At 71.7% G+C, this 21600-nt stretch carries 16 protein-coding genes; 8 read left to right on the forward strand and 8 right to left on the reverse strand.

The features are described 5' to 3' along the window. Positions 1-428: 428 nt before the first annotated feature. The 4 genes from AC559T_RS00230 (at position 429) to AC559T_RS00245 (ending at position 5280) form a co-directional block, all read left to right on the forward strand. Positions 429-1526, forward strand: coding sequence for an ISAs1 family transposase (locus AC559T_RS00230; protein WP_498867330.1), 1098 nt, complete (start codon positions 429-431; stop codon positions 1524-1526). 185 nt (positions 1527-1711) lie between these two features. After that, positions 1712-2395 carry a class I SAM-dependent methyltransferase gene (locus AC559T_RS00235; RefSeq protein WP_498867331.1) on the forward strand — a complete coding sequence of 228 codons (684 nt, stop codon included), beginning with the start codon at positions 1712-1714 and terminating at the stop codon, positions 2393-2395. 614 nt (positions 2396-3009) lie between these two features. Continuing rightward, on the forward strand, positions 3010-4245 hold the full coding sequence (locus tag AC559T_RS00240; RefSeq protein ID WP_112107830.1) for a glycosyltransferase family 4 protein: 1236 nt from the start codon (positions 3010-3012) through the stop codon (positions 4243-4245). Positions 4246-4320: 75 nt separating this feature from the next. Further along, positions 4321-5280, forward strand: a complete 960-nt coding sequence (locus AC559T_RS00245; RefSeq protein ID WP_071060267.1) for a UDP-glucuronic acid decarboxylase family protein — start codon at positions 4321-4323, stop codon at positions 5278-5280. Between the two features lie 37 nt (positions 5281-5317). Here the strand turns inward: AC559T_RS00245 and AC559T_RS00250 are convergent, their stop codons facing one another. From AC559T_RS00250 to AC559T_RS00270, 5 genes are all read right to left on the reverse strand, one after another. Next, positions 5318-6253 (reverse strand): LLM class F420-dependent oxidoreductase, encoded by a 936-nt coding sequence (locus AC559T_RS00250; protein WP_498867332.1) that lies wholly within the window; start codon positions 6251-6253, stop codon positions 5318-5320. Positions 6254-6310: 57 nt separating this feature from the next. Then, the gene (gene tnpB / locus AC559T_RS00255; RefSeq protein ID WP_498867333.1) at positions 6311-7639 is read right to left on the reverse strand and encodes an IS607 family element RNA-guided endonuclease TnpB; all 1329 of its coding nucleotides are present in this window, start codon (positions 7637-7639) and stop codon (positions 6311-6313) included. Then, complete coding sequence (locus AC559T_RS00260; RefSeq protein ID WP_498867334.1) at positions 7636-8211, reverse strand: IS607 family transposase; 576 nt, start codon at positions 8209-8211, stop codon at positions 7636-7638. Before AC559T_RS00260 ends, tnpB begins: the two co-directional genes overlap by 4 nt. A gap of 99 nt (positions 8212-8310) precedes the next feature. Beyond that, positions 8311-9138: a FadR/GntR family transcriptional regulator gene (locus tag AC559T_RS00265; protein ID WP_498867335.1), complete on the reverse strand. Its 828-nt coding sequence runs from the start codon at positions 9136-9138 to the stop codon at positions 8311-8313. Positions 9139-9206: 68 nt separating this feature from the next. Further along, entirely contained in the window at positions 9207-9929 is a 723-nt protein-coding gene (locus AC559T_RS00270) for a Crp/Fnr family transcriptional regulator (protein WP_041253853.1), read from the reverse strand. Positions 9930-10243: 314 nt separating this feature from the next. Between AC559T_RS00270 and AC559T_RS00275 the strand changes: the two genes are divergently transcribed. Next, positions 10244-11500, forward strand: coding sequence for a DUF8832 domain-containing protein (locus AC559T_RS00275; protein ID WP_498867336.1), 1257 nt, complete (start codon positions 10244-10246; stop codon positions 11498-11500). Positions 11501-11536: 36 nt separating this feature from the next. Continuing rightward, complete coding sequence (locus tag AC559T_RS00280) at positions 11537-13996, forward strand: heavy metal translocating P-type ATPase (protein ID WP_498867337.1); 2460 nt, start codon at positions 11537-11539, stop codon at positions 13994-13996. Here the strand turns inward: AC559T_RS00280 and AC559T_RS00285 are convergent. Further along, positions 13988-16507 carry an MMPL family transporter gene (locus tag AC559T_RS00285; protein ID WP_498867338.1) on the reverse strand — a complete coding sequence of 840 codons (2520 nt, stop codon included), beginning with the start codon at positions 16505-16507 and terminating at the stop codon, positions 13988-13990. The genes AC559T_RS00280 and AC559T_RS00285 overlap by 9 nt on opposite strands. Before the next feature lie 204 nt (positions 16508-16711). Between AC559T_RS00285 and AC559T_RS00290 the strand changes: the two genes are divergently transcribed. Beyond that, the gene (locus tag AC559T_RS00290) at positions 16712-17365 is read left to right on the forward strand and encodes a TetR/AcrR family transcriptional regulator (protein WP_243657542.1); all 654 of its coding nucleotides are present in this window, start codon (positions 16712-16714) and stop codon (positions 17363-17365) included. Between the two features lie 31 nt (positions 17366-17396). Here the strand turns inward: AC559T_RS00290 and AC559T_RS00295 are convergent, their stop codons facing one another. Together AC559T_RS00295 and gltX are read right to left on the reverse strand one after the other, a co-directional pair. Beyond that, complete coding sequence (locus AC559T_RS00295) at positions 17397-18446, reverse strand: LacI family DNA-binding transcriptional regulator (RefSeq protein ID WP_498867339.1); 1050 nt, start codon at positions 18444-18446, stop codon at positions 17397-17399. A 342-nt stretch (positions 18447-18788) separates the two neighbouring features. After that, a complete protein-coding gene (gene gltX / locus AC559T_RS00300; protein ID WP_112107837.1) occupies positions 18789-20291 on the reverse strand; it encodes a glutamate--tRNA ligase in 1503 nt (500 codons plus the stop codon). Positions 20292-20403: 112 nt separating this feature from the next. On the opposite strand from gltX, the gene AC559T_RS00305 reads away from it, so the two are divergent. Next, positions 20404-21405 (forward strand): PaaX family transcriptional regulator, encoded by a 1002-nt coding sequence (locus AC559T_RS00305; RefSeq protein WP_498867340.1) that lies wholly within the window; start codon positions 20404-20406, stop codon positions 21403-21405. Positions 21406-21600 lie beyond the last annotated feature (195 nt).

Below are 21600 nucleotides of genomic sequence, written 5' to 3' on the forward strand. Positions count from 1 at the left end.
ACTTCGTCGATGCGTGCAGTTGGAAAGGAGGGGCCCGGTGCAGGGCTCCGCGAAGGTCGCCTTGGGTTGCGATCGGCTACGCCGAGTAGCTGATCGCCGGTCGGCTTGGTATACCCCTGGTTGACACATCGTGTGGCAGCCCTGTTTCGTCGACCTGTCGGTCGCGATCTTTCCGCATAGATTGCTCCGGCCATTCCGAACGCCGATCCAGAAAACCGTCAACACGCGACCGGAACGCCTCGGGCGTTGAATTTACCGAAGGAAGATCTGCTGTTGCCGTGAAAGCGGCCTTCTGTTCGCGATAATGCAAGCGCGACCAAACAAGACCCCGAACAGAAGGCCACCGCGTGTCATCATGCCAGACTGGTGTTGCCTTGTCGAGAGGCAGCGACCGAGCAAGCGAAGAAAATGCCGGCAGACTTCTCGAGATGCTGCGCCGGGTGAAAGATTTTCGTGATGCCCGCGGAAAAATATACGACCTCGATTTCGTACTCGCCGTCGCGGTCGTCGCGACACTCGCGGGCGCCGCCACATACCGCCAGATAGGCAGCCATGCAGCCGACCTTCCGCCGGGCCTGCTCGCCCACCTCGGCGCTCCATACGACCATTTCCGCGACCGTTATGCGACGCCAAGCGAGTCCACCATCCGCGAGGTCCTGAAAGAAGTCGACGCGGACACGCTGGACCTCGTCATCGGCGCCTGGCTACACGAGCGAGCGACACGAGGCAAAGACGGCGACATGGTGATCGCCCTGGACGGCAAGGTCCTGCGCGGTGCCTGGACCGACACGAACCGGCAGGTCAGCCTCTTCTCCGCAATGATCCACGAGCAGGGTGTCGTCCTCGCCCAGACCCGCGTCCCCGACGGCACCAACGAGATAACCCAGGTCAAGAACCTGCTGAAGAACCTGAAGCACAAGCGTGGCCGGACCATCGCGACCTTCGACGCCGCCCACACACAGGTCAAGACCGCCATCCACCTCCGCAACCGCGGCATCGACTACATCATGAACGTCAAAGGAAACCGGCCAACTCTATACCGGCAGCTCTTCGACCGCTGTCTACCACTTCTCCGGGAAGCTCCTGGCCACCAAGACGAAGAACGCGGTCACGGACGCATCAAGCGGTGGACCATCTGGACCACCACTGCCGAGGGAATCCGCTTCCCGTACGCCAAAACAGTTGCGATCATCTGTCGTGAGGAGTTCGACCTCACCGGTGTACGTCTCACCAAGGAGTATGCATTCATCATCACCAGCCTACGCAAGGAAAGAGCCGCCCCAGCCGCCATCCATACCCACGTACGCCAACACTGGGGAATCGAGAACCGGGTGCACTACGTCCGCGACACCACCTGGCGAGAGGATGCCTGCCTCGCTCACGCCAAAAATGGCCCCCGCAATCTCGCCATGCTCCGCAACCTAGCACTCGGCCTCCTCCGCCTCCACGGCGTCACCAAAATCAAGGAGACCGTCGAATACATCGCGCGCGACCGTACCCGAGCCCTCCCGTTCCTCGCAACCTAAAGTGACTAATCGGGACTAGGAGTGACCTTCGCGCGGCCCTGGCCAACAGGTGTGGTCCGCATCGTCGAGGTTGTCGCCGCGGTGGTCGTGAGTGAGTAGCACGGCGTCGATCGGCCCGAGGTCGTCGGGCTTTCGGCCTGCTCCGAGTGCTGCGTCGTTCGCCTGTTCTGACCTACACTGGTCCAATGGGTGAGACTATAATCTCATATGGTGAGATGATCTGGGATCCGGAGACCTACGACGCGCAGCGTCGCCGGCTGGTTCCGTTCTTCGATCTGCTCTACGGCGCGGTCGGGGATCTGGTGGCTGAACTGGGTGGGGCGCAACCGGTGGTGCTGGATCTGGGCGCGGGAACCGGCCTGTTGTCTGCGGCGGTGATCGGGGTCGTGCCCGGTGCCAGGCTGCATCTGATGGACGGGTCGGGTCCGATGATCGACCGCGCGGTGTCTCGGCTCCGGGCTCATGTGGTGGGTGTGACGGTCGCCGACCTCACCGACCCGCTGCCGGTGGGTCCCTTCGCCGCGGCCGTCTCGGCGCTGGCGATCCACCATCTGGACGACGAGGCCAAGCGGAACCTGTTCCGGCGCGTCCGTTCGGTACTTGTTCCCGGTGGTCTGTTCGTGAATCTGGAACAGATTGTTGGGCCTGATGAGGAGACCACCCAGAGGTACGAGCGGATGCACGAGCGATGGGCCCGTGGCGCGGGTTCGGACGACGAGGAATGGGCGGGGGCGCTCGCGCGCATGGCCCACGATCGGTGCGCTCCGCTCGACGACCAACTCGGGTGGCTGCGGCAGGCGGGCTTCGGTTCCGTCGACTGCGCGGTCAAGACCTGGCGGTTTGCCGTGTACTCGGGGCGGGCTAGGTAGGCCTCTGGAGCCGTGAGCGGGCCGCCCGTGGCCGGGTCCGTGTGCAGTGCCTGGGCGGTGGCGGTGGCGGTGGCTGTGTCTGGGCGGTGGCCGTGGGCATGGCCGCGTCGCCGGTCCGGGTTCTGGCCCTGGCTCCGGTCACGCCCGTATTCGTATCCGCATTGCGTTCCGCTCGCGTGCGGCGGATCGGTCGGCGCCGACTGTGTCAGGTCATGCAGTGTCGGACCCGCGCGTCGAACGGGGCCCGGCTGGGGCGCTTAGTGGGGTCCGGGAACCGTCCCCGGGCCACGGTCGGGCAGCTGTTCGGAGCGGTCGGTGAGTGATCGGTTCAGGGTGGTTGCGGCAGGAATCAGGTTCGGTTCTCCCTGTGTCTGTAAGGGTGATCCGCCGTCCTCGCCGGAATGTCGGCGGGGAATTCCCTGGAACGCCCAGGCAAAGTTCTACAGCCATGTAGAGGTAAATTCCCCTCACGTGAGGGTGCTGTTGTGTCTATCGCGGCCGCATGCCGTGGCCGCATTAGGTGGTTGTGGCGGGCGGACTGCTGGTAGGCGGGGCGTCGGTACTACTATGGGCCGCCCGGAGTTACCTGGCCTGCTGGTCGCCTGGAGTTGTGCATGCGGATCGCTTTCCTATGCGAGCAGTACCCACCGATCATCTGGGATGGCGCTGGCGTCTACACGCATGACATCGCTCACGCACTGGTTCGGCGCGGCCATGAGGTTCATGTGCTGTGCACTCAGGGCCGCCGTATCCGCGACGACGTGTTCGACGGCGTTCACGTTCACCGCCGCCCGCTGTTGCGTGCGCCTGTCACTCGATACCTGGGGCCGGCCGCGAAGCTGATCAACGGCCGGGATCATCCGCGTGACTCCTTGTCGCTGCGGGCCTCACTGGCGGTGTCGTACGGCTTCTGGCTTCGGCGGAGCGGGATCAACCCGGACGTCATCGAGACACAGGACGGCGAGACACGGGGCCTGTTCACGGCTCTCGGTCGGCGTACGCCGCTGGTGATCCACCTGCACACTCCGACGATGATGGACGTCCGTCTGCGGGATCCCGAGCTGAGCCGCAAGGGGGAGCTGGCCGACCGCATCGACCGCTTCTCGGCGCTGCGAGCGGACGCGCGGACTTCCCCGTCCCAGCTCCTCGTCGACACGCTGTACGAGCTCGACTGGCTGCGACCGGACACCGACGTCGACGTAATCCCGTACCCGTTCGACAACGTGCCGTTCGCGAGCGTCCCCACGGCAGAGCACACCGGACCGAACCTGGTCGTGGTCGGCCGGCTGGAGTGGCGCAAAGGGCTGGACGTGCTCGTCGAGGCCGCGTCCCGGCTACTGGCGCGGGGAGTCGAGGCCAAGCTGATCTTCGTCGGGCAGTCGTCCGGTCGGATCGAAGGCGTCGAGACCGGGGCATGGCTCGAGCGGAAGGCCGCTGATCTGGGCGTTCCGATCCGGTTCGAGGGGCATGTCTCCCGCACGGAGCTTCCGGTGCTCTACGGTGAGGGCCGGGCGGTCGTCGTGCCGAGCCGGTTCGAGAGCTTCTCTATCGCGGGCCTTGAGGGGATGGCCGCCGCTCGCCCGGTGGTCGCCACGGCGACGACCGGCGTCTCGACCTGGGTCGACCGCTGGAAGGGCGGTGCCGTCGTGCCGCCGGAGGACCCGGACGCGATGGCGGACGCTCTCGAGCCGTTCCTGACCGACCAGGACCACGCGGCCGTCGTCGGCCTGCGCGGTCGGATGGGCACTGCTGAGCTGGATCCGGCGCGCATCGCCGAGCGCCGCGAGGAGGTCTACCTCAAGGCGATCGCGCGCCATGAGGTCCGCCGGCCCGAGAGGCAGCGGGGATAGGCCACCGCCGACATCGGTGGTGGGTGTTCTTTCGTCGGTATTCGTTGAGCTGCCAGTGCTGGGGGTTTTTCGGTTATGCGTGTCGTCGTCGCGGGAGGCGCGGGCTTCCTGGGGAGCCATCTCTGTGATCGGCTGCTCCTGGATGGTGAGGAGGTTGTGTGCATCGACAACTTTCTCACCGGGCGGAAGAGCAACGTCGAGCATCTACTCGACCGGCCAGGATTCGAGCTCCTCGAGCAGGACGTCGCCGAGCGGGTCGAGGTGGCCGGGACGGTCGACGCCGTCCTGGAGTTCGCGTCACCGGCGTCGCCTCTCGACTACGCCCGGTATCCGATTGAGACCTTGAAGGCAGGCGCGCACGGCACGCTCAACACGCTCGACCTCGCCCGGGCAAAGGGCGCCCGCTTCCTGCTGGCGTCGACCTCCGAGGTCTACGGGGACCCGCTGGTGCACCCGCAGGAGGAGTCGTACTGGGGGCACGTCAACCCGATCGGCCCGCGCAGCATGTACGACGAGGCCAAGCGTTTCGCCGAGGCGCTGACCACCGCCTACCGCAACCGGCACGGGCTCGACACGGCGATCATCCGGATCTTCAACACCTACGGGCCGCGGATGCGCACCGACGACGGCCGGGCGATTCCCGCGTTCGTCTCCCAGGCCCTGCGCGGTGAGCCGGTGACCGTCGCCGGCGACGGGATGCAGACCCGCTCGGTCTGCTATGTGGACGATCTCGTCGAGGGCATCGTGCGGATGCTGCGCAGCGGCCTGCCCGGCCCGGTGAACCTCGGCAACCCGCACGAGATGACGATCATCGACACCGCGCGCCTGGTGGTCGAGCTGATCGGCTCCGACGCGCCGATCACGTTCGTGCCGCGGCCCGGCGACGACCCGATGGTCCGCCGGCCGGACATCACCCTCGCCCGTCAGCAACTCGGCTGGGAGCCGGTCGTCGACGTGCGCGACGGGCTGGTCCGGACCATCGAGTGGTTCGCGAGCGAGCTCGCCACCGAGGCGACGGGCCGGACCGGCGCGTAGCCCGGGTCTGACCCGGGTGACCCGGGTCTGACCCGGGTCAGACCCGGGGGAGGACCTCGGCGGCGAGCAACGCCACGTGGTCGAGGTCGTCCAGGTCGAGGACCTGCAGGTACACCCGGCTCGCTCCGGCGCCGTCCGGGCCGTAGACGGCGAGCTTCTCGATCACCTCGGCCGGGGTGCCGGCCAGGCCGTTCTCACGCAGCTCGTCGAGGTCACGCCCGATCCGCTCGGCGCGGTGCTTGAGCTCGGCGTCGTCCCGGCCGCAGCACACCACGAGTGCCACCGAGTAGACGAGATCATCCGGATCCCGGTCGATCGCGGCGGCGGCCTTGCGGACCAGCCCGAACTGCGCTGACACCTGTGCCGGCGGGGCGAACGCGAGGTTGAACTCGGCGGCGTGGCGCGCGGCAAGCGCCGGCGTGCGCCGCGGCCCGTGACCGCCGATGATGATCGGCGGATGCGGGCGCTGGACGGGCTTGGGTAGCGCCGGGCTGTCGGTCAGGATGTAGTGGCTGCCCTGGTGGGAGAACGTCTCGCCCGCCGGGGTACGCCACAGTCCCTCGATGATCGCGAGCTGTTCGGTCAGCCGCTCGAACCGTTCGCCGACCGGTGGGAACGGGATCCCGTAGGCGGAGTGCTCCGCGGTGAACCAGCCGGCGCCGAGACCGAGCTCAACTCGCCCGCCGCTCATCTCGTCGACCTGGGCGACGGCGATGGCGAGCGGCCCGGGCAGCCGGAAGGTCGCGCTCGTCACCAGGGTGCCCAGGCGAATCGTGGACGTCTCGCGGGCGATGCCGGCCAGCGTGACCCAGGAGTCGGTCGGGCCCGGCAGCGGGCTGCCCGGCCCCATCCGCAGGTAGTGGTCGGAGCGGAAGAAGGCGTCGAATCCGCCTTCCTCGGACGCTTTGGCCATGGCTAGCTGGCGCGCGTAGGAGGCGCCCTGCTGGGGCTCGACGAATATCCGCAGATCCATGCCCTCAAGCCTGGCAAACCCCGGTTACCGTTGCATGAGAACGCCGGATAGCGCGCTTCATGCCGCCTCACCTTGCGGTGGGGCACTCCCGGTCTGACCCGCTCGCGCGGTGCCGGGTTCCCGCTTCGCAGCCACCTGCCGCACGAGTGTGGTCTTACGGTCGGCTCCACGGGCGTTTCGCGTCTCCGACGTACTGGCGGCGACAAGGTGTGCCAGGTTGATCGCGGCGTTGGCGTCGCGGTCGATGGCCAGTCCGCAGGACTGGCAGTGGAAGGTGCGGTCGGCCAGGGCCAGGCTTGGGTTTCGCCAGCCACAGCCGGAACAGGTCTTCGAGCTTGGGTACCAGCGGTCCGTGACGTGCAGCGTCGAGCCGTACCAGCCGGTCTTGTAGGCAAGCTGGCGGCGGATCTCTGCGAAGCCGGCGGTGGCGACGGCCTTCGCGAGGCGCCGGTTGCGGACCATTGCGGTGACGTTGAGGTCTTCCACGACCACGACGTCGTGGGTCTTCGCGAGCCGGGTCGTGAGCTTGTGGAGCCCGTCGCGCCGCTGGTCGGCGATCCGGGCGTGGACACGAGCCAGTTCGGCGGCGCGCTGGCGGCGGCCAGCGCTGCCGGGCTTCGACCGGGCGTAGGCCCGGGCCGCCCGGCGCAGTTTCCGTTCGGCGCGCTGGTAGTGCTTCGGGTTGGGAACCGTCTCGCCAGTCGACAGGACAGCGAGGTGTTTCACGCCCAGGTCGACCCCGACCGTCCGGCCCGCCCGCGCCCGGCGCGATGGTTCGGCGGGAACGTCCCGGTCGGCCTCGACGGTGAACGACACGAACCAGCGGCCTGCCGTGCGGGACACGGTAGCGCCGAGCAGCCGGGCCCGGCCCTCTGCCAGACGGCCGGTGAGCGCGCCGGTCGGCTCGTGGACTCTGACCCGGCCGATCCGGGGGAGCTTCACGTAGGTCGCGTCGGCGGGGCCGTAGGCGCCGGTCGTGTAGCGGAACGAGTCGCGGGCCTTCCCGCGCTTCTTGAACCGGGGAAAGCCGACCCGCCGGCCCTTGCGTTTTCTCCTGCGGGAGTCGGTGAAGTTCTTCAACGCGCGGGCAAGCTGGTCCAGGCCGGCGGAGAACGCCTCCTTCGAGCACTCGTCCCACCACGGCGCGATCTCCCGCTTGGCCGCGTTCCACGCGAGGCGTAGCGCGGGAAGCGTCCACGGCACCGGGGTCAGCCCGTCACCGATGACGCCGTAGGTCTCCTCGGCGGCGCGCTGCGACAGTGCCGCCTTCACCCGGGCCAGACCCCAGTTGTAGCTGAACCTCGACGCACCCGCGTGCCGGCGCAGGCCGGCGAGTTGGGTGTCGTTCGGGTCGAGGGCGAAGCGGTACGCCTGGAGCGTCTTCACCCGGCGCCGTCCTCGGTGGCGGCGGCGACCGCGCGGGCGGCCCGGTTCCCCGCCGCCCGCCGGCCGTACAGCCGGGCGCACATCGACGTCAGAATCTCTGTGATGTCGCCGGCCAGGTCGTCGTCGACTTCGGCCGGGTCGACCACCAGCAACCGCCGGCCCGACGCTTCAAGTGCGGCCTGAACGTATTCGGTGCCGAACCGGGCGAACCTGTCGCGGTGTTCGACGACGATCGTCGTCACGTCCGGGTCGCGCAACAGCGCAAGGAACTTCCCCCGATGCCCGCCCAGCACGGACCCGACCTCGGTGACGACCTTACCGACGGCCAAGTTCTGGCTGGCGGTCCAGGTGACGATCCGGGCGACCTGCCGGTCAAGGTCCGGCTTCTGGTCGGCGGACGAGACACAGGCATACACCGCCACCGTCTCCGACGGGACCGGTCGCGCGGACTGGTCGACGAGGATCAGCCCGCCCACCCGACGCGCAGGGACCGGGAGCTTGCCGTCAAGGAACCACTGACGGGCGGTGGAGTACCCGACCCCGTTCGCGGCGGCCCATTCCTTGAGGTTCACGCCACCACTATAGGGCGCTCACTGGCATTACCTGGCGCTATACCGACGACAGTTTCGCCCCCTTGACTGCGGCCCCGCCGGGAGGTCTCGCTGGACGGGTCAGCGGCGGCGCACGGCAGCCGTCCGTTCGCCCGGCCGGGAGAGCTCTCCTGGCCCGGAGAGCTCGGTCGGGCGGGCGAACACGTCCACCGGCTCGTCCCCCTCCTTGCCGGTCGTCGGGCCCGCCTCGCCCGCGTGGGCCACCCGGGACCGCCAGTGCTCCCGGGCGCCCGCCGCGTCGCCGGCCTCGACGAGCTTGTAGAACCGGCGGTAGTAGCGGACGGCGCGCCTGCGGTCCTCGGCGGTGGCCACCCGCCCGGACGCCTCGTGGCAGCGGACGGCCACCTCGTGGAGCAGTTGCGCGAAGATGCCCAGCGACCGGTTGCCTCCGTGCTCGGCGATCGTCGCGTGCAGGGCCGCCGCGGCGTCGAGGAAGGCGGGGCCGTCGTCGGCGTCGGCCGCCGCCTCGGCGGCCTCGACGGCCGCGCGCAGCTCGGTGAGCATCTGCGGGGTTCTGGTCTGGGCGAGGGTGTGGGCCAGGGTCGGCTCGACGAGCTCCCGCGCCTGGTGGATGTCGCTCATCGTCACACCCTCGAGCTGCAGGAGCAGGGCGAAGACCTTGGCGATGTGGTCGACGGTCGGACTGGTGACCCGCGGCCCGCCGTGCCGCCCGCGCAGGACGGTGACCAGGCCCTCTGCCTCCAGGATGCGCAGCGCCTCGCGCAGCGTCGTGCGGGCGATGCCGAAGATCTCCATGAGCTCGTCTTCGGTCGGGAAACGATCACCCGGCCGAAGTTCCCCCCTGGCGACCTGGACGCGAATGGACTCCGCGACGATCTCGGACGCCCGCGCGCTGCGCTGGGCCGCCCGCGGAACCTGGACCGCCATGGAGTCTCCCACCGGCGTCACGTTTGAGGGCATCAAGATATCAGCGTTGGCACAGGCGGCCTTCCTCGTCAGCTCGGGCTGCTGGCCCCGTCGGGTCGATCCTGGCGGCCGAATGCCACCCGTTCCAGGCCCTCCAGGTCCAGGACGATGACGCGGCGGTAGCCGACGTCGACGACCTTCATGTTTCGCAGCTCGGCGAGCGCACGGTTGACCGAGCGTTCGTCCGCGGCGACCAGGGCGGCGAGCTCGGGCTGGCTCAGGCCCACGGCGAGCTGGACACCGCGGTCGGAGGCCCGCCCCCACAGCGTCGCCAGCTCGATGAGAATGCGGGCGAGCCGGCCCCGGACCGAGCCGTCGACGTGCTCGACCCGGCGCCGGATCGAGTTGCGCAGCTTGTTCGCGACGGTCTCGGCGACCGCGAAGGCGGCCGGGGGATTCTGCTCGAGGAACGAGCGGAAGGCTGTCGCGCTCATCACCCGGCCGGCGACCGGCCCGGCGGCGGTGGCGGTTCCGGTGTGGGTGTCCTGGTCCATGGCGCTGATCTCGCCCAGGATGTCGCCCCGGGACCGGATGACGAGGAAGGCGAGCCGGTTCTCCTCTCCGTTCGCGGTGATCTTGACGAAGCCGTCGAGGATCAGGATCACCTCGCCGTACGGCTCGGCCTCCCGCATCAGCATCTCGCCGTGCAGGTAGTGGCGCACTCCTCCCAGGGAGAGAAGCTGCTGGCGCAGCGCCGGGTTCAGCCGCGCTGGCAGGCTGCCCGGCGGAAAAGGCCGGGAATCCTCAAGCAAAGGAACACCCTCCTTTCTCCGAGCAGTACTGCCCGGAACGTCCGACCTACCCATTGTGGTTCTCCGGCGGCCGACCGTCCTGCGTTAGTAGCGAGCCGGACACGCCGGTTCCCTTTTTGCGCTGGTCGGGGCGTTCGGCGTCTTGGTCCCGGGTGACCTCGCGCAGGTGCGCGCATGCGGCGGCCGCGGTGTCGCGGCGCTGTCCGAAGGTGTGAGAGCAGCGCCACCGACCCGCGCGAGGCGTTGACGTATACCCCCTAGGGGTATGTAACGTCTGGGTGAGTCTTATACCAGCCGGGACGAAGGGACGGACGATGAACGCATTGACCCGCATCGGCGGCTTCGGTCTCGCGTTGGCCGTGCTCTTCGGTGTCTCCTATGTGGTCGGGACGACGATCGGGCCGTCCGAGGAGTCCAACGGTGCGGCCGAGACCGGCGCCCATGGCCACGAGGCCTCCGCCGTGCCGGGCGGCGCGCCGGGCGTGACCAGCGGTGATCCCACCGCGGCCGGGCTCGCGATCTCCGCGGGCGGCTACACGCTCGCGCCCGACACGCTCACCTGGCCCGCCGGCCGCTCGCAGCCCTACACCTTCCGTGTCCTCGGCCCGGACGGCCGCCCGCTCACCGCCTTCACCCGGGTACACGACGCAGACCTGCATCTGATCGTCGTGCGGCGTGACCTCACCGGCTACCAGCACCTGCACCCCACCCGTGACGCCGCCGGCACGTGGAGCGTCCCGCTCCGACTGTCCGCGCCCGGCGTCTACCGCGTGTTCGCCGACTTCGCTCCGACGTCCACGCCGGGCGGCACCGACAGCGGTACCGACAGCGGTACTGGCACCGGCGGCGGCACGGGCACCGGCGCCGACAGCGGTACCGGTACCGGTGGCACCGCGGCCGGCCGCGTGGCGGACGGGGCGAGCGTTCCGGGAGTCCCGGTCGCTCCGGTCACGCCCGGCACCTTCGAGATCTCCGGCATGTCGGAGATCTCCGGGAATTCCGAGATCTTCGGGACCTCGGGTAGCTCGCCGGCCGCGTCCACGATCACGCTCGGCACGGACCTCACCGTGGGCGGCGACCTGCGCCCCGCCACGCTGCCGGCGCCGTCGCGCACCGCGACAGTGGCGGGTGGGTACACCGTGACGCTCGACGGGCGGGCCAGCCCCGACGGGATGAGCGACCTCGTCTTCTCGGTCACCCGCGCCGGACGGCCGGTCACCGATCTCGAGCCGTACCTGGGCTCGCTCGGTCATCTGGTGGTGATCCGGCAGGGTGATCTCGCCTACCTGCACGTCCACCCGGGAGAGAGCGGGGGCTCCACCGGCGGCGCCGTGGCGACGCCCGGAGGTCTCGACGGCGGCATGAGCGATCCCACGGCCAGTCCCGGGAGCGGCGATCCCGCGCTGTCGTTCATGACCGAGTTCCCGTCGGCCGGCGCCTACCGCCTCTTCCTGGACTTCAAGCACGCCGGACAGGTGCGAACCGCGGAGTTCACCATGACGGTCCCGGTGGACGGGGCCGCGCCCACACCCACGCCGACGCGGACGCCCACCTCCGCGCACACGCACTGACCCTGCCCGCGCACCCGCGTCCCCTTGGGAGAACCGATGAGCCCACCGGCCACCGACCGGCGCCAGGTGGATCTGGTGATAGGCGGGATGACCTGCGCATCCTGCGCGGCTCGTGTCGAGCGGAAGCTGAACAAGCTGGACGGCGTCACCGCCACGGTCAACTACGCCACGGAGAAGGCCAAGGTCAGCTTCCCGGCCGGCCTGCCGGCCGATCGGCTGGTAGCCCAGGTGGAGGCCGCCGGCTACACGGCGACGATCCCGCCGCCCGCGCCGTCCCGACCGGCCGCGCGAACCGGCGCCCGTGACGCGGCGAACCGCCCCGCCTCGGACCACGCCACCGGAGACCGGGCCGACGACAGCACCGCCGTGGACAGCACCGCCGCGGACGGCGTCGCCGCGGACGGCGTCGCCGCCGGCAGTACCGCCGGCGGTAGCGCGGCTGACGAGAGTCTCCCCGCCGACGGCCGGGTGCGCGCCCTGCGCGACCGGCTGCGTGTGGTCGTCGGGTTGACCGTCCCGGTGGTGCTCCTGGCGATGGTGCCGGCCCTGCAGTTCGACTCCTGGCAGTGGCTGTCGCTGACGCTCGCCGCGCCCGTCGTAGTGTGGGGCGGCTGGCCGATCCACCGGGCGGCGTGGACGAACCTGCGCCACGGCGCGACGACGATGGACACGCTCGTCTCGATCGGCACCCTCGCCGCCTTCGGATGGTCGCTGTACGCGCTGTTCGTCGGCGACGCCGGCGAGCCCGGGATGACCCACGACTTCAGTGTCACCGTCACTCGCGGTGCCGGGGCGGACAGCATCTACCTGGAGGTGGCGGCCGGCGTCACCGCGTTCATCCTCACCGGCCGGTACCTGGAGGCCAGAGCCAGGCGCAGCGCCGGCTCCGCGCTACGCGCGCTGCTCGCCATGGGGGCGCGTGACGTCGCCGTTCTCCGCGACGGCAGGGAGGAACGAGTCGAGGTCGATCAGCTCGGCGTCGGTGACCTCTTCGTCGTCCGTCCGGGGGAGAAAATCGCCACGGACGGGGTGGTCGTAGCGGGCGCGTCAGCCGTCGACGCGTCGATGCTCACCGGAGAGTCCGTCCCGGTGGAGGTCCGTCCCGGCGACGACGTCACCGGTGCCACCCTGAACGCGGGGGGCCGGCTCGTCGTCCGCGCCACGCGGGTCGGCGCGGACACCCAGCTCGCGAGGATCGGACGTCTCGTCGAGGAGGCACAGAGCGGCAAGGCGCCGGTGCAGCGGCTCGCCGACCGGATCGCGGCCGTCTTCGTGCCGGTCGTGCTCGCGCTCTCGGCACTCACCTTCGGCTACTGGGCGGGCCGGGGGGACGGCCTGGCCGCCGCGTTCACCGCGGCCGTCGCGGTGCTGATCATCGCGTGCCCGTGCGCGCTCGGCCTCGCCACGCCGACCGCCCTGCTGGTCGGCACGGGACGCGGCGCCCAGCTCGGCCTGCTCATCCGCGGACCCGAGGTGCTGGAGTCGACCCGCCGGGTCGACACGATCGTCCTGGACAAGACCGGCACGGTGACGACCGGCGAGATGACCCTCCTGGACGTCGCCACCGCCGCCGGCGAGGACCGGGACGAGGTGCTGCGGCTCGCGGGTGCCCTGGAGAACGCCTCCGAGCACCCGGTGGGCCGCGCGATCAGCCGGGCCGCCGCCGCGGCAGCGGAGCGGTCGTCCGCGGAGCTGCCCGGCGTCACCGAGTTCGCCACCAAGGAGGGCCTCGGGGTGCGCGGACTGGTCGCCGGCCGCGCCGTGCTGGTCGGCCGTCCGAGGCTGCTGACGGGGTGCTCGCAGCCGCTGCCCACGGACCTCGCGGAGATCGCCCGCACGGCCGAGGCCGCCGGCCGCACCGCCGTCGCGGTCTCCTGGGACGGGCGCGCCCGCGGCGTGCTCACCATCGCCGACGCGGTCCGGCCGACCTCGGCCGCCGCGATCCGCGAGCTGCGGGGACTGGGCCTGCGCCCGATTCTGCTGACCGGCGACAACGCCTCCGTCGCGGCCACCGTCGCGGCGGAGGTGGGGATCGCCCCGGAGGACGTGGTCGCCGAAGTCCTGCCAGCGGAGAAGACCGAGGTCGTGCGCCGGCTGCAGGCCGGCAACCGGGTGGTGGCGATGGTCGGTGACGGGGTGAACGACGCCGCCGCGCTGGCCCAGGCGGACCTCGGTCTGGTGATGGGAACCGGCACGGACGTCGCGATCGAGGCCGGTGACCTGACTCTCGTCCGGGCCGATCTGCTCGCGGCCGTGGACGCGATCCGCCTGGCCCGGCGGACACTCGCCACCATCCAGGGCAACCTGTTCTGGGCCTTCGCCTACAACGCCGCCGCGCTGCCGCTGGCCGCGGCCGGCCTGCTCAACCCGATGCTGGCCGGGGCGGCGATGGCGGCCAGCTCGCTGTTCGTCGTCGGCAACAGCCTGCGCCTGCGTGGTTTCACCCCGCGTCCGGCCACGGCACCCGGTCCGGACCCGGCACCCGGCTCAGACTGACGCCCCGGCCCCGGCACCCGTGCCGGCCTCAGCCGAAACCGGCGTGGGCACCTCGGCGGGCCCTGGTACCGAAGCCAACGCGGGCGCCACAGCAGGCGTCGCCACCGCTGCGGACGCGGGCATCGAGGCGGGCACGGGCGTCGATGCGGGCGTGGGCACCTCGGCGGGCAGGGGAGGGGACGCCGCCGGGCCGGGCGAGGCGGCCGCGGGCAGGTGGTCGGGCAGGCGCGGCAGCCACCAGGCGGCCCGCCCGAGCAGGGACATGACCGCTGCCCCGAGCGTCAGGCGGACGACGAACGCGTCCACCGTGACACCGAACGCCAGCACGAGACCGATCGACGCGGTGATCGGGCCGGCCGGAGCGGCGAGTGCCCCGAGGACCCCGGCCATGACGCCTGTGCTGGCCGCCACGACCGCGCCCGACGCGACGACCGTGATGATCGTGCTGGCCGTGACGGCCCGGGCGGCGTCCGCGGTGCCGCGCACCACGGCCTGGCCGGGGTCGCCGGTGCGGAGGAGCTCCGCCCGGCTCCGGGCCACGAGGTGCAGCTCGTGGCTCGTGGCCAGAGCGGTCAGCAGCCCGATCACGACGATCGGCAGGACGGCTGCCACGGGCCCGCTCCGTTCCACCCCCAGGCAGCCGCCGAGCCATCCCCACTGGAACCCGGCGACCATGGCGCCCAGGGCCGCCACGGCGCTGAGTCCGGCGCTCAGGACGCCCTTCAGGGGCACGAGGACACTGCGCGAGGCCACGGCGAGCACCGCGATCGCCAGCGCGGCGAGCACGGTGAGGTAGAGCGGCAGGACCCGGGCGAGCCGCCACGAGACGTCCAGGCCGATCGCCGTCCGCCCGGTGACCCAGACGCGGGTGCCTGTCGTGACGGCGAGCGCGCCGGCCTCGGCGCGGATGCGGCGTACGAGGTCCGCCGTGCCCGGATCGCCCGGTCCGCTGACGGGGATCACGGTCATGGTCGCGAGGTCGCCGCTGGGGTCGAACCGCGGTTCGGTGGTCAGGGCGACGGCGCCCAGCGCGGCGACCGCCGTCCGTACCCGGCCGGCGGCGGCGGTGGGGTCGGCGCTGTCCGCCGCGTCCACCACGAGCAGCAGCGGGCCGTTGAAGCCGGCGCCGAAGCCCGCGGCGAGCTGGTCGTAGGCGCGGCGCTGGGTGCCCTCGGACGCGGTCGCACCGCTGTCGGGCAGCCCCAGGCGCAGGTCGGCCACCGGCGCCGCGACGGCGCCGAGGGCGGCGAGGGAGAGCAGGAGCGCCGGAATCCGTCGCCGCACGACGAACCGGCCCCACCGCTCCCCGCCGTCCCGTCCGCGGCCGGCGCGGCCGGTGGCCCGTGCGGTGACTTTGCTTCCGGCGAATCCGAGGACGGCCGGCAGCAGCGTGAGCGTGCCCAGAGTGGCGATCATGATGATGCCGGCGGACGCCAGGCCGATCGTGGTCAGCGCCGGGACGCGGGCGACCGACAGCGCCGTGAGCGTGCCAGCCGTCATCAGACCCGAGAGGACCACGACCGACCCGGCGGTGGCCACCGTGTTCCCGGCCACTTCCTCGCGCCGGCGGCCCTCCGCCAGCCCGTTCCGGTACCGGGTGACGACGAGCAGCGCGCCGCCGATCGCGACGGTGAGCCCGAGCACCGGCACCGCCCCCGGCACCGGGAGCGGCGTGGCCGGGCCGGTTCCGGTTCGGCTGGTCACGACCCAGGCCGCACAGCCGCCGACCGTCACGCCGACGACCGCCGTCAGCAGCGCCAGCGCGGCCGCGACGGACGAGCCGAAGGCCACGATGAGGACACCCAGGACCGCCGCGAGCACAGCTGCCGCGAGTATGCCCGCGGCGACAGCCGGCTCAGCGGAGCCGAGGTAGCTCCGCTCGGGTACTCCGTCCAGTGCCGTCCCGCCGAACTCGACGTCGATGCCGGCGGCGCGGGCCGGCCCCGCGGCGGCGAACAGGGCCGCGCGCGCCCGGGCGGTCAGCTGCGTGTCGCGGACGGTGTAGGTGACCTGCGTGTAGGCCATCCGGCCGTCGCTGGAGATCCCGCCTTCGACGGACCCGACGCCGGGGGCGCCGGGCTCGCCGTCGGCGCCGGGCCCGCTGCCGCCGAAGGGATCACCGACCCGCCCGACGAGCGGCGCCTGTCCGAGGGTGGCGAGGACGTCCTCGATCGCTTGCCGGTGGACCGGGTCGTCGAGGCGGGCCCGGGCGCCGTCGCCCGCGTCGAGGGTCAGGACCAGCCGGGCCGTCGCGGTGTCGGCACCGGTCCCCGGCAGCCGCCGCCGCAGCAGGTCCGCCGCCCGTTGCGACTCCGAGCCCGCAGCGACAAGAGTCCCTGCTGCGGTGCCGGCGGGCGTCGCGGTGCCCGCGCTGGGTGTGGTCGCGGTGCCCGCGCCGGGGAGTGTCGCGGTGCCCGCGCCGGCCAGCCCGAGCAGCGCCAGCCACAGCGCCAGGACGACCCGCCGGTGCCGGTGGGAGGCCTGGCCGAGCCGGTACAGGTAGGTGCCCAAGAGTCCGTCTCCTTGCGGGGTCGCCCGCGTGCGTCGCGGGTTTCACGCGGACGCCCGGCCAGACCCTCGTTTGTGGCCCCGGTGATGGCTCCTCGGCGCCGCTCGACGGTGCCCCGTACCCCCCCGTACGGGGCGGTCGGCCCGGACGGACGTCCAGCGCGTGGTTCGCACGGATCTGTACGCTCGGTCCCCCGCGGGAGTGTGGTGCGCCACAATGAGGGCCCCCTGCGCGAGGTGACCGGGGCCGGACGGGAGGCGGAGATCGTGACTGCCGAGCTGGCGGAACGCCAGATTGGGCCGGGCGCCGGCCGGGAGCGCCTGCGGGCCACCGCACTGGAGCTGTTCACTGAGCGTGGTGTGAGCGCCACATCGCTCCAGATGATCGCGGACGCGATGGGCGTCACCAAGGCGGCGGTCTACCACCACTACAAGAGCAAGGACGAGATCGTCCTCGCGGTGGTGCGCCCGGCGCTCGAGCAGCTCATGGGGCTGGTGCGGCTCGCCGAGAGTCGGCGCTCCCGGGCCGCCCAGGTCGAGACGATGATCGTCGGCCTGGCCGATCTCATCATCGCCAACCGCCGCTTATACGCGCTGCTGCAGGGTGATCCGACCTGTACGGCCATCCTGCAGCGGTACCCGGAGTTCCCCACGCTGGGGGAGCGCCTCGTCGCGTTGCTCGCCGGGCCCGATCCGGATCCGGGTTCCGTCGTGGCGGCCGGCATGCTGCTGGCAGGGTTACGCGGCGCCGGCTCCGACCCCCGGGTGATGGTGCTGGACGACGAGGAGTTCCGTCGATACGTCGTCGGCTGCGCCCACCGCCTGATGCGCCCCCGCCGGCCGGCGTCCGCCACCGGCTGATCCGCGGGTGTCGGGAGGGGCCGAATCGCCATTAGACGCGGCGGGTGCTCTCCCGCTCGACCAGTTCCACCGGCAGCACGACCTCGCGGGGCCGGGCGCCGTCGCCGACCATCTCGATGAGGAGCCGGGCGGCCTCGGCCCCCAGCCGTTCGGGATGACGCGTCACCGTCGTCAGCGACGGCTCGGTGAGTTCGCCCCAGGAGATCCCGTCGATCCCGATGATCAGCACACCGCCGGGCACCTGCCGGCCCGCGTGCCGCAACGCCCGCACCGCGCCGACGGCCTGCAGATCGTTTGAGCAGAAGATCGCGTCGATCTGTGGATCGGCGGCGAGGAGCTGGTCGGCCGCCCATCGTCCCGCCTCGATCGTGTACCGGCTGGCGATCGAGCGCCACGGCGGAAGCGAGCGTCCCGACGCCTGCAGCTCTGCGCGGAAGCCGGTGCGGCGCTCGCGGGCCGTGGTGAGGTGCTCCGGCCCGCAGATCATCGCGATCCGGCGCGCGCCGCGGGCGAGGATGTGCCCGGCGGCGAGCCGGCCGGCCGCGGCGTCGTCGGCGAAGACCCCGCCGGCGCCGGTCAGCTCCAGGCGCTCGTCGCAGGCCACCACGGCGACGCCGCTGTCGACCAGGTGCTGCAGCTGCTCGGTCTGCCCGGACGCCGAGCAGACCAGGAGCCCGTCGGCCGCCCCGGCCAGGCGGTCGAGGTAGTCGGCCTCGCGCGCGTCGTCGAGGTCGGTGTTGCCGAGGAACACCGCCCAGCCGGACGACTGGGCCACCGTCTCGACGCCGTGCGCGATCTCGGCGAAGAACGGGTTGCTCACGTCCGGGACGACGAGGCCGATGGCGTGCCGGGTCGGCGTCCGCACCGGCCGCGCGGCGTCGACCTGCCGGTACCCGAGGCGGTGGGCCGCGGCGCGAACCCGGGCGCTGGACGCTCCACTGACCGATCGCCGGCCGGCCAGCGCGTTGCTGACGGTCGACACGCTGACCCCGGCGAGCGCCGCGACCTCGCGGATCGTGGCGGGCCGCTTCACCGTCGCCTCGCGGGACGTGATGCGCTCGATGTAGCGGTCTGTAGACATCGACTCCATTAAAGGTCGATGTCGCCCGCGCGGGAGGTCGCGTCGGTCACGATGTCAGCCCGCAAGGCCCACGGCGGGTGACCACTTCCGGATCCAAGGCTCTCTTGAGCCGTTCTTAAGCATCGTTTATGGCGCCGGTGTTGTGATGACGGTGTTGTCGCGAAGGTCCCCGGTCCACCCGGCGGAGGTACCCCCCACCCTCCGACGGGTTCCTGGCCCGGGTCGTGGTCCGTCCCAACCACGACCCGGGCCCACGACGACACCGTACGGGCACGCCGCACGCTCCGGCCGCGCCGGTCAGGCCGGTGCACTCAGATTGTCGGGCTCAGGCCCGGGGCTTGCTCAGGCCGGGTTCGCCGCCGTGCCGAGGCGCTCGACCGCGGCGCGCAGCCGCCGCAGCGTCTCCTCGCGGCCGAGGATCTCCAGCGACTCGAACAGCGGCAGGCCGACCGTCCGGCCGGTGACCGCCACCCGGACGGGCGCCTGGGCCTTCCCGAGCTTCAGTCCGTGCCGCTCCCCGACCTCGATGAGCGTCTCGCGCAGGACGTCGTGGTCCCAGGCGACCTTCTCGTAGGCCTCGGCCGCCTCGGTGAGCAGGTCGAGGGCCGGGCCCTTCATGGTCTTCGCCCAGGCGGCCTCGTCGGTCGGCGCCTCGGGCAGGAACAGGAAGTCGACCATCGGGACGATCTCCGACAGCACCGCCACCCGGGACTGCGCCAGCGGTGCGACGGTGGCGAAGACCTCGGCGGAGAAGCGCTCCGGCGACCACGGCGGGGCCGGCACCGCCGTGGTCACGCCCGCGGCTCCGTCTCCCGAGCCCGCCGCGGCCGGCGCGTCCACCGCGGCGGGCACGTCGGCCGCGGGCACGAGCCACGGCTCGCACGCCGCCACGAACCCGTCCACACTCAGCGCACGGATGTACTCGCCGTTGAAGGCACGCAGCTTCTTCTCGTCGAAGAACGCGGGAGAGGGCTTCACGTCCTCGAGCCGGAACGACGCCTCGATGGTCTCGAACGGGACGATCTCCTCGTCGCCGGGCGGAGCCCAGCCGAGGAGCATCAGGTAGTTGCGCATGGCGGCGGCGAGGTACCCCTCGGCGCGGTACGACTCCAGCGCGACCTTGTCGCGCCGCTTCGAGAGCTTCTGGCGCTTCTCGTTGACGATCACCGGGACGTGGGCCCAGACCGGCGGCGGCGTGCCGAGCGCCGCCCACAGCAGCTGCTGCTTCGGAGTGTTGGACAGGTGCTCCTCGCCGCGCACGACGTGGGTGATGCCCATGTCGAGATCGTCCACGACGTTTGCGAGGAGGAAGACGGCCGAGCCGTCCGCCCGGGCGATGACGAAGTCCTCGATGGTGTCGTTCGGGAACTCCGGTGTGCCGCGGATCACATCGAGGACTACAGTGGTGCCCTTGTCGGGGGTGCGGAACCGCAGCGCGCGCCCCGGGCCGGGGCCGAGCCCGCGCTCCCGGCAGAAGCCGTCATAGCCGTGCTGGGCGTTGCCGGTGCGGGCGGCGAGTTCGTCGCGGGTGCAGCCGCAGTAGTAGGCGCGACCGGCGGCGAACAGGCCCGCGGCCGCCTCGGCGTGCCGGCCTGCCCGCTCCGACTGGAACACCGGGCCCTCGTAGCCACCGGGGCTGATGCCCAGCCAGTCGAGCGCGCTGATGATGCCCTCGGTCCACTCCGGCCGGTTCCGCGAGGCGTCGGTGTCCTCGACGCGGAGCACGAAGTCGCCGCCGGCGCCCTTGGCCACCAGCCAGTTGAAAAGCGCCGACCGGGCCCCGCCCACGTGGAAGATGCCGGTCGGCGACGGCGCGAACCGTACGCGCACCCGTCCAGTGCTCATGGTCGCCGAGCGTACAGGTCGCCCGTCGGGAGACCGACCGACGTCACCCGGACCACAGGAGATCCGGACCGATCGCGTGGAATGTCGGTAGGGGCTCGTAAAATCGGAGAGCGTGACAGCGCCCGCGCGGCTCGCAGGTCGCGACCGTGATCCGGGTCGTGGCCGGCGCCCGACCGTCCGCCGGCCGCAGGTCGGGGCCCAAGGAGCGAATCCGGCACCTCCAACGGCCGACGTCGTCGACCTGCCCAGGGTCCAGGTGGGCGCACAGCCCCAGCACCTGCTCACCACCCTGCTCGGCGATTACTGGGCCGGCCGCCGGGAGCACGTCCCGTCGGTGGTGCTGGTCAGCCTGCTCGCGGATTTCGACGTCAGCACGGTCGGTGCCCGGGCGGCGCTGAGCCGGCTGTCGCGGCGCGGGCTGCTGGAGTCGTCCCGGATCGGCCGCAACACCTACTACGGGCTGACAGCGGAGGCCTCGGCCGCGATCCTCGCGTCGGCGAACCGGATCTTCACCTTCGGCCTGCGGCACGACCCGTGGGACGGGCGCTGGACGGTGGCGGCGTTCTCCATCCCCGAGGACCAGCGCGACGTGCGGCACGCCGTGCGCGCACGGCTGCGTTGGCTGGGCTTCGCTCCGCTCTACGACGGGATGTGGGTCACCCCGCGGTCTGCCGGTGAGGCGGCCCGCCGGGTGTTCGCCGAGTTGGGCGTCATCGCGTCGACGGTGCTGATCACGACGTCGGAGGCACGCCGCAGCGACCCCCGCCCGCCGATGGCGGCCTGGGATCTCACCGAGCTGCAGCGCACCTACGAGGAGTTCGTCCGCACCTACACCCCCCTGTTGGAACGGGTCCGCCACGGCGAGGTGCGCGGCGCGGAGGCACTGGCCGCGCGCACCGCGGTGATGGAGTCCTGGGGGCGCTTCCCGAGCCTCGACCCGGACCTTCCGATCGACCTGTTGCCCGGCCGCTGGCCGCGGCGCGAGGCCCGCACGGTCTTCGCCGAGATCTACGACGGGCTGGCCGTCCCGGCTGTGGCGCGGGTCCGGGAGCTGCTGGCGGAGGTGTCGCCGGAGCTGGCCGACCTCGTCCGGCTGCGCACGACGGTCTCCTGACCGGCCGGCCGGAGTCCCCTGGCCGGCCCGGAGTCTCCTGACCGGTTGGCCCGAGTCTCGCGGGCGGTCAGCGCGGGCCTTCTGGGCGGTCAGCCCGAGGAGTTCCGGGGCATCGGCATCGGCACCGGTCGGGTGCCCTCGAGGCCGCGGCCCGGGGCGGCGGGCGGTGTGCCGAGCAGGTCGATGACGGTGCTG

Source organism: Frankia sp. Hr75.2 (assembly GCF_949319125.1).
GTDB classification, from domain to species: Bacteria; Actinomycetota; Actinomycetes; order Frankiales; family Frankiaceae; genus Parafrankia; species Parafrankia soli.

What these genes read in the sequence shown, in the direction of transcription:
- AC559T_RS00230 (WP_498867330.1), top strand. Translation starts at nt 429, where the DNA reads ATGCTGCGCCGGGTGAAAGATTTTCGTGATGCCCGCGGAAAAATATAC.
- AC559T_RS00235 (WP_498867331.1), top strand. Translation starts at nt 1,712, where the DNA reads ATGGGTGAGACTATAATCTCATATGGTGAGATGATCTGGGATCCGGAG.
- AC559T_RS00240 (WP_112107830.1), top strand. Translation starts at nt 3,010, where the DNA reads ATGCGGATCGCTTTCCTATGCGAGCAGTACCCACCGATCATCTGGGAT.
- AC559T_RS00245 (WP_071060267.1), top strand. Translation starts at nt 4,321, where the DNA reads ATGCGTGTCGTCGTCGCGGGAGGCGCGGGCTTCCTGGGGAGCCATCTC.
- AC559T_RS00250 (WP_498867332.1), bottom strand. Translation starts at nt 6,253, where the DNA reads ATGGATCTGCGGATATTCGTCGAGCCCCAGCAGGGCGCCTCCTACGCG.
- AC559T_RS00265 (WP_498867335.1), bottom strand. Translation starts at nt 9,138, where the DNA reads ATGGCGGTCCAGGTTCCGCGGGCGGCCCAGCGCAGCGCGCGGGCGTCC.
- AC559T_RS00275 (WP_498867336.1), top strand. Translation starts at nt 10,244, where the DNA reads ATGAACGCATTGACCCGCATCGGCGGCTTCGGTCTCGCGTTGGCCGTG.
- AC559T_RS00280 (WP_498867337.1), top strand. Translation starts at nt 11,537, where the DNA reads ATGAGCCCACCGGCCACCGACCGGCGCCAGGTGGATCTGGTGATAGGC.
- AC559T_RS00295 (WP_498867339.1), bottom strand. Translation starts at nt 18,446, where the DNA reads ATGTCTACAGACCGCTACATCGAGCGCATCACGTCCCGCGAGGCGACG.
- gltX (WP_112107837.1), bottom strand. Translation starts at nt 20,291, where the DNA reads ATGAGCACTGGACGGGTGCGCGTACGGTTCGCGCCGTCGCCGACCGGC.